Raw genomic sequence first — 6,000 nt, 5'->3', positions numbered from 1 at the left:
ATCTATTTTATGCTGCTAAACTTAAACCTACAGCATCTAAACTCCTTTCATTTTTTAAAACTAGTTTATATCTAAACAAATATTATTTATGATTTTTAAATTTATCTAATTGACATATTTAAGTTATCTAGATGTCGTATTTGCATTATCTATCTGTTAGATATCTATATGTACAGTATCTAATTGACACATTTAATTTTATGTAATTTAAAAAATTTAATTTATGATTCATATAAACTTTATATAATAATAATAACATATTTATCAATCTGACACATTAAACTTATTTTTTTAAGATATTTAAAATATCTGATTGATATATTTAGTTTGGCCATATAAAGCATTTAAGTTATCTAATTGACATATTTAATTTAATCATATAATGTATTTAGTTTATCTAGTTGACATATTTAGTCTGGTTATACAATATATTTAGCTTATCTAGTTGACATATTTAGTCTGGTTATATAGTTAATTTAGCTTATCTAATTGACATATTTAACATAGCTAAATAACTAATTTAAATCATATATATGATACTTTTATATTATCCATTTGACATATTTAAATAATCAACATTACATATAAAATTTATCTAATTGACATATTTACATTATTTAATTGATATACTAAGTTTATCTAATTGACATATTTATGTTATTTAATCGATGTATAAAATTTATCCAATTGACATATTAAATTATCTAGAGGACACATTTAAATTATTTAATTGATATACTAAGTTTATCCAATTGACATATTTATATTATTTAACTAATGTATAAAGCTTATCTAATTAACATATTTAATTATCTATTTGCTATATTAACCTATCTAATTCTTCTACTAAATCTATCTATTTGACTAATATTCCTAAGTTCTATTACTTAATTATCTAATTGACATACTTAATTATCTAACTGTCATATTAATCTGTGTAATTAGCATATTTAATTGATGTATCTTACTGATATTTTAAAATTACCTAATTGACACATTTAATTTATCTACCTAAAATGGATATATTTAAATTACCTAATTGACATATTTAGTAATTTACTAATTATACTCAGTTTATCTAATTGACATATTAAATTATCCAATCGACATATTTAGCTTATCCAATCGACATATTAAATTACCTAATTGACATGTTAGATTATCTAATCGACATATTAAATTATCTAATTGACATATTAAATTATCCAATTGACATATTTACGCTTCTGAACACCAGTGATTCCAATAGCTTTAGGCTTGTCTAAATACTTTAAAGACTTTAAATACTAACTAATACTATTTAAATAAAGAGTAAAGACTAGAAAAGATACAAAACACTAATTTAATCTAAACTTTTACTTATCTATTAAAAAAACAACTAAAAAATATTTGATACAATATATTTGATAAAAAAGCTTAATTTGAGTATATATTTTTATTATTAACAGAATTTACGAATTTAAGAGCTTCTATATTTCGATTTTAAGGGATTTTTTATGTTAATTCAACCAATTAATCTAAAAGATTTTAGAAAGCTCTAATAACACCCAAAATTTACCTCTGATACGATTTATATGTGATATATATAATAATATGTTTTAAATAGTTTTATTGTAAAATATTAATTCTTTTTTTTCACCAAAACCCTATTTTTTGTCCTTTATAAAGGGATTTATTTTTTTATGTAAATTAAATAATGAATTCTAATCAACTTCATTATCTAACTTTCGCCATTCTTTAAAGTCTCGAATACGATAAAATTTTTTTATTGAAGGAACTTCCTTTCCTTTTTTGACATCAAATTTAAAAACATTGTTTTTCTTTGTTTCAATATACCTACATTTTTCTAAGATTTTAACTGAAGATGTTATAATATCTAAGTTATTTTTACTTTTAGAACTTAAACCAATTCCTTCAGCTAAGAAACTATTAGTTATATCCTTAAATTTTTCTTCATCAGCAATTACTCTTAAAAGGCAATATACTTTTATTACATTTGGTTTAAAACAAGTTATTAATTCTTTTAACATGTCATGGTGAATGGTTATGTATTTATTAACTTCTAATTCATTATAAGCAGAAGGGAGTCCATAATTCAAACGATAAACAATTCCATTTTTAGTATTTTCTATTTCTAATACTTTGCAATCTAATTTTTCTAAATTTTTAATATTTCTTTCTAAAGTTCTTTTATTTATCCCAAGCTCCTTAGCCATTTCTTTAAAATCAATTTTATTCTTATATAAATATCTATTTCTATCAGTATGTAGAATTTTACTACTTCCATTGCTTCTTACAATTAGAGCTCCATACTCCCTTATACAGAATCTTTTTTCACTCAAACAATAGGTTGGCATAGGCAAATAATAATCATTTTTTATTTTTTCTTCAGGTCCTTTCATTTTAATTTCCCTCCCCTAGATAAATGTTTTAATAAATCTTTTTCTTATATTCTTTTTGAATAAGATTTATCATATTAATTGTTTTTTATAGATTTTGAACTTTATTAGTTAATTAAAAATACATTAGATATATTTTTAAATATATCTAATGTATTTTTAATTAACTAATTATTAATATGTTGTTATATCTTATATATCAAAAATAGACTAAATAAAATGGTGATTTTATATAATCGCCTTTTATTTAGTCTATTTATTAATAATATTTAATGAGTTATATATTTATTTTATTTATAAATATATTTATATACTAAAATAAATTACATCCCTTTTTACTATATTCTATAGATATATCTTTATATTCTTTATTAGATATATTTAATAATTTACATAAACATTTCTTACATAGATACTTTCTAGTATCATTATTAATATTTTCATATATACCTATTATTTTTAAAAACATAGCTATTTCTGTAGGATTTAATTTTTTACCACATTCACATTTTTTATTGAAATATTGGACTGCTATTTCTTTTGATATATTTTTTAGTTTCGATAATTCTTCTATTCTTTCTGGAGTAGCTTTTTTGGTTGTTAATTCAAACTCTTTAGAAATTGACTTTTTCCACTTTCCTCCCTCACACCATTCAAATAAACTCCATTTTAATCTTCTGTTAACTCCATATATTTTATACCCTTTACTAAGTATGTTTATCCATCTTGACCATTGTTTAGGATAATATTCTTTTATAAGAAGTTCTACATAATCTTGTTGGTTAGGGCAAATAAGACAACCAACTCGATTAAATCCCAAGTTATACATTTTATTATATTCTATTTTTCTATTTAATATATATAACCATACATCTGAGTCCTCCCATTCGACAATAGGAAGAAATCTTTTCCATGTATTAGGAACACTTAATTTATTTCCTACTCTAATTTGAGATTCATTTAAATCAAAATCATAATGTTTTCTTTTTATGCTTTCATATTTTCTCATTCCTAAAAAAATAACTGCTTTTTCATTTTTATTTAAAACTTTAGAGAGCTGACCTTCTTTATATGTGCTACAACAATTACGAATAAAAACAGATGGAGTAAAATAATTTTTACTTTTTGTTATCCAATTGTAAAAACCTGTTTTGGGACTTATTATATTTTCTTTTTGCATATGGTGATAATTTTTTAAGTATAAATATGTTTCAGCTGTATCATTTGATGTATTAAAAGATATAAGTCTATATTTTACATGAATACCTTCTCTATATAACTCTTCAATAGCCAAATCTATTATCGTTTTCATAACAGTTGAATCTTTTCCACCACTCAAACTGATTATAAATTTATGAGATAAATTTTCTAGTATAAATTTTTTAGTCATATTTATACTTTTAATAACTTTACTTTCTAGCACATCTTTTTTTAGTAAATATTCATCTTCTAAAGTATAATTTTGATGAGTTGGTTTTTTATATTCTCTTAACATTAGGCTATTGTTTAATAAATTTACTTTAAAAATCAAAAATGGTCTTTTATCAAAATGATTTAGATAAATCTTACTTCCTTTTCTCCAAATATTTTTTGGTAAATTTATATTTAATTTTCTTTCCAATAAATCTTGCTCTTCTTGAAATACAGGTTTCATATACCTACCTCACTTGATTATATTGCCAATCAAATGAGGTAAAGTTTATCTTCCTACACACCCTACATTTTTATGTCAGTGCAGTTAGCATTAGCATGAGTGTACTTTTTACGATTTTAACTCTTTACTTTTTTCATAATTAAAATTAATGGCTAGTTATTAATAATTACTATATCAACCTTATAAAAAGGATATTGGTATATGAAACTAAATTGATTAATATGATTGTATTAATTGACCAACATAGCTCACTTCAAGAATTTTAACGTTTGATACTGCTCTATGTGGTTTTTTATTATTGAATTCTTTTATATACTCAATGAAGCTTAATGTTGCATCACTGTTATCTTTGGAAATAACATATCTATGATTTTCCTTGTTATTCCCTCGTTTAGTCTTATACAAATATCTTATTTTCCAAATATTAAGTTTTAAATTAGTTGGTATTAACTTCAAATTTATATCATGAATTAATTCCTTATTTTTTGAATCATCTTGATATAAATCTAATTTAATTCCACTATTAAATTTCATAGTCCTACTCCTTTCTATGTATATTATCTTTCACATTATCAATATACAACATATTTTATATTTAAATAGGGTCGTTTATAAGAATAGAGTTAAATATTATGTAATAATGCTCTAATATAAAAAATAAAAACTTATAACTACAGTAGTTCTCTATTTATAAGTTCTCTATATAAAACATTCTCTATATAATCATTATCTATATATTAGATTATCTATATATTTACCACCCTATTTTTTGTCGTACCAAAACCCTATTTTTTGTCGCACTAAAACCCTATTTTTTGTCATACCAAACCCCTATTTTTTGTCGCACCAAAACCCTATTTTTTGTCATTAATTAGTTGGGCTAACTAAAAAATCGGAATTTATTAACAAGTTATCCACAAATTTATCCACAAAAATATGTTCAAATATAAAAAAAGATATGAATCAATACAATTCATATCTTTTTTGATTGTTTTTATTAATGATAAATGTTTTAAATAGATGATTAATCGAATTTGTTATTAAGCTTATTCCATTCGTCAAAACTGCATATGCGGTAAAATTTTTTCAATGTTGGAATTTCTCTTCCTTTTTCTTTATCAAATTTAAATACATTTTCTTTTTTTGTTTCAATATATTTAAGTTTCTCTAAAATATTGACTGAAGAAGTTATAACGTCTAAATTATTTTTACTTTTAGAGCTTAATCCAATTCCTTCAGCTAAAAAAGAATTATTAACAGATTTAAACTCCTTTTCATTTGTAATGACTTTTAATAAACAATAAACCTTTATTACATTTGGCTTTAAACAATTTATTAATTCTTTTAACATTTTAAAATGTATAGTTATGTATTTATTTACTTCTAATTCATTATAGACAGAAGGGAGCCCATAATTCAAACGGTAGACAATCCCATTTCTGGTATTTTCTATCTCTAATACCTTACAATCTAATTTTTCCAAGTTTTTAATATTTCTTTCTAAAGTTCTTTTACTTATTCCAAGTTGCTTAGCTATATCTTGTGTACTAATTTTATTTTTATATAAGTATCTATTTCTGTCTGTATGTAAAATTTTACTCCCCCCATTACTATATAGCATTAGAGCCCCAAATTCTCTTATGTAAAACATTTTTTCTCGTAAACAGTATGTTGGCATAGGTAAATAATAATTATTTTTATCATCTAATAATACTTCTGTGTCCATTTATATTTTCCCCCTCGAACGAGGAGTTTAAAGCTCTTTCTATCTTCTAAGTTAAATTTTTCAAGTAAAAAATATACTAAATAGATTGATTTATAGCAGAATTTAAACTATAATATTATCATAGAACCAAGACAAAAAAGGGATTAACCCTTTAAGAGCTTCGTGCTCCTCGATAGGAATAAGTGCTGTCGCCAAACATCATACTTATTCCTTTTTTATTT

General features: G+C 22.6%; 4 protein-coding genes. All 4 read right to left on the bottom strand.

Features of this window, described 5'->3' with window-relative positions; genetic code table 11:
- Positions 1–1,703 precede the first annotated feature (1,703 nt).
- Positions 1,704–2,402 carry an HTH domain-containing protein gene (locus tag ACTG46_RS20475; RefSeq protein ID WP_479924280.1) on the bottom strand — a complete coding sequence of 233 codons (699 nt, stop codon included), beginning with the start codon at positions 2,400–2,402 and terminating at the stop codon, positions 1,704–1,706.
- A 310-nt stretch (positions 2,403–2,712) separates the two neighbouring features.
- Positions 2,713–4,053, bottom strand: coding sequence for a phosphoadenosine phosphosulfate reductase domain-containing protein (locus ACTG46_RS20470; RefSeq protein ID WP_479924279.1), 1,341 nt, complete (start codon positions 4,051–4,053; stop codon positions 2,713–2,715).
- 216 nt (positions 4,054–4,269) lie between these two features.
- The gene (locus ACTG46_RS20465; RefSeq protein WP_479924278.1) at positions 4,270–4,587 is read right to left on the bottom strand and encodes a hypothetical protein; all 318 of its coding nucleotides are present in this window, start codon (positions 4,585–4,587) and stop codon (positions 4,270–4,272) included.
- Between the two features lie 490 nt (positions 4,588–5,077).
- Positions 5,078–5,779, bottom strand: a complete 702-nt coding sequence (locus ACTG46_RS20460) for an HTH domain-containing protein (RefSeq protein WP_479924277.1) — start codon at positions 5,777–5,779, stop codon at positions 5,078–5,080.
- Positions 5,780–6,000 lie beyond the last annotated feature (221 nt).

It is taken from the genome of Clostridioides sp. LIBA-7678, assembly GCF_056716065.1.
Note: the sequence above shows the minus strand (reverse complement) of the source record. Positions and strands in the feature narration are given on the sequence as shown.